General features: G+C 67.8%; 3 protein-coding genes. 2 read left to right on the top strand and 1 reads right to left on the bottom strand.

Annotation, left to right across the window (positions count from 1 at the left end; genetic code table 11):
- Positions 1-22: 22 nt before the first annotated feature.
- Positions 23-1,012, bottom strand: a complete 990-nt coding sequence (locus tag HMPREF0731_RS18445) for a replication initiator protein A (RefSeq protein ID WP_007005713.1) — start codon at positions 1,010-1,012, stop codon at positions 23-25.
- Positions 1,013-1,781: 769 nt separating this feature from the next.
- Between HMPREF0731_RS18445 and HMPREF0731_RS18440 the strand changes: the two genes are divergently transcribed.
- On the top strand, positions 1,782-2,060 hold the full coding sequence (locus HMPREF0731_RS18440; RefSeq protein ID WP_007005711.1) for a hypothetical protein: 279 nt from the start codon (positions 1,782-1,784) through the stop codon (positions 2,058-2,060).
- Positions 2,061-2,127: 67 nt separating this feature from the next.
- Positions 2,128-2,355, top strand: coding sequence for a DUF4170 domain-containing protein (locus HMPREF0731_RS18435; RefSeq protein WP_040613935.1), 228 nt, complete (start codon positions 2,128-2,130; stop codon positions 2,353-2,355).
- The last annotated feature ends 100 nt before the right edge of the window (positions 2,356-2,455 follow it).

Below are 2,455 nucleotides of genomic sequence, written 5' to 3'. Positions count from 1 at the left end.
CTGCCCACCGCGCCCTCCCCCCTCAGGCGGCGCGGCGGCGCCCGGACGGGGCCGGCCGCGGCAGGGCGGCGACCGGCTCGGCCACCCCCTCCACCGTCTCGGCGTCGTCCTCCTCGAGCAGCGGCATGCTCTCGAGCGGCGTCAGCGCGCTGATGTTGGTGGTGGGGTAGAAGGCGACCAGCCAGGATTTCAGCGGCGTCTGCCCGGCCGGCTTGGGGAAGCCCTTGTCCAGCGCGCGGCGCAGCCGCGGGTCGATCAGCGCGATGCCGTAATCCGGCAGGCTGCGCTTGTGCGTCGCATAGGCGGCGAGCTCCGCCTTGAAGCGGCGCAGATCCTGGGTGGTGCCGACGCGGTTGCGCAGCTTCGACAGCCCCATGCGGAAGCCGCCCGGCGGGCCGCTGCGCGCGATCTCGTAGAGCCGCTTGGCCACGGGCGGCAGCTCGAAGTATTTTGGGCTGTACGTCAAAAAATGCTTGTCCTGCACGATGGCGCGGAACAGCCAGGCGCACAGCGTCAGCTCCACCGCGCGCATCTGCTTCTGCCCGTCGCGGCCGCGCCGGTAGAGGATCTTGTATTCGTCGAGCCAGCCGAAGCCGCGATCCTCGCCCTCGCCGCCGGTCTCGATGTTGGTGCGCACGAAGGTCGATTTCAGCCGCGCCAGCGATTCCTCGAGCCGCTCATAGGCCGAGCCGCCCGGCGTGCTGCCGGTGGTGATGAAGAAGTCATGCGCGGTGAAGGTGATGCGGGCGGAGGGCGCCTCGCCGCGGTTGATCTTGTCGGCGATGAGCGAGGCCGAATAGACCAGCAATTCCTTGTCCCAGATCGAGGCGACGCCGTGCTTGGTGCCGACCACCTCGATCCAGGTCTTGCCATCGTCGTAGCGGGGCAGCTCGGTCTCCTTCTCCCGCCGCAGCGAGAAGAAGTTGTAGACCATGGTGTTGCGGTCGCCCTTGACCTTGCCGACCAGCGGGCTGTCGGTGGGGCCGAAGTTGAAGGCCTGCTGATCGTCCATGCCGCGTCCACGCCTCCTGCCCCCTCGTTTTGGACGAGCCCGGTGCGCGATGCCAGCCTTGCCTGCCCCCCTGTCGGCGTGGCGACGAGTCTTTTTGGCGCCCCCACTCGTCGTGACGCCGACAGGGGGTACCCGCAGGGCGCGCGGGACTTGTCCACAGGCCGGACTCGTCGTGACGCCGACAGGGTTGGGACGCCTCGTCGTGACGCCGACACAGGCTCGTCCTTTCGCCGACACGGACTCGGCGCGACGCCGTCACGGACTCGGCGCGACACCGACGCATCCTCGTCGGAAGGCCGACATGTTTTACCGCAAGCCTCTGATTGCAAAAAGGAATTGGGCAGCGATAACCTTATGACCTGATAACTTTGAAACTGCTTCAACACGGAAGAAGAGCCAGGAAGACAAAGCCGCGCCGCCAGCCCGGGCGGCACCACGGGGTGGAGATGTCGGCGTAAGGACGAGTCCAACAGGGCCAGAAGACAGATACATCAACTCAGAGTTGAACAATGGGATATTCTATTGTCCATAAAGTCGATCCGGGCAGGAATTGGCGCCAGAACCTCGTCGTCACGCCGACACGGGCAAAGCGCCAAGATGATCCGCGGCCATGACTGCAAAGGGGCGGTGCCTGGACAGAGCATGACACCCTGCGGGGAAGGGCCGCCGGCCGGTCACCGGCCTTGCGAAAAATCTTGAAGGGCATGGGGGTGATGCGCGAGAATATGGCGGCCGCCCCCTTCCCCTGCGGCCCTGACGGGAGAATCCCATGTTCGACGGTCGGCTGATCGGCCCGCTCCTGCTGCTGCTGGGCAGCGTCTTCCTGGTCTTCCCCGAGGCCTTCCTGCCCTGGCTCACCCTGCAGGAAGGCGCGCTTGTGGGCTTTGCCAGCATCGCCCTTGGCCTCGCCGCCGCGCTGACCGGCTGGCGCCATGATTTGGCGGATGCCTCCTTCCACCTGCATACCGCAATGCGGCATATGGCGGGCGGGTCCGGCGGCGCCGGACCTGCCAGGCGGATGCGCATCCGGATCCGCTGCGCGCGTTAACCAGGCCGGCGTCAGGACGATCCCCGTTCCGGGGCGGCGCCGTCAGCCCTGCATGGAAGGACGACAGATGAGTGATCCCCTGAACGGCCGCGAGATCTGGGTGGTCTGGGGCGGGGTCTTCCGGGATACCAGCTTCCAGGATCTGGAGGATGGCACGGAGGAACTGCACGGTCCCTTCCACAGCGAGGCGGCGGCCGAGAAGGTCTGGCTGGAGCGGATGCGGCGCATGGTCGACATCGCCTCGCACCGGCTCTTCGTGCTGCGCGCCGTGCCGGTGCCGGGGAAGGCCGGCTGATGTCCGGCCTCCCGGCCGTGCTGCCGCGGACCGCGCCCCGGCGCACCGCGCCGCCGGCCGGGATCGCCTGGGCGCTGCCCTTCCGCCAGGCGCTGCGCGA

Origin of the sequence: Pseudoroseomonas cervicalis ATCC 49957, from assembly GCF_000164635.1 — a bacterium.
GTDB lineage: Bacteria > Pseudomonadota > Alphaproteobacteria > Acetobacterales > Acetobacteraceae > Pseudoroseomonas > Pseudoroseomonas cervicalis.
Note: the sequence above shows the minus strand (reverse complement) of the source record. Positions and strands in the feature narration are given on the sequence as shown.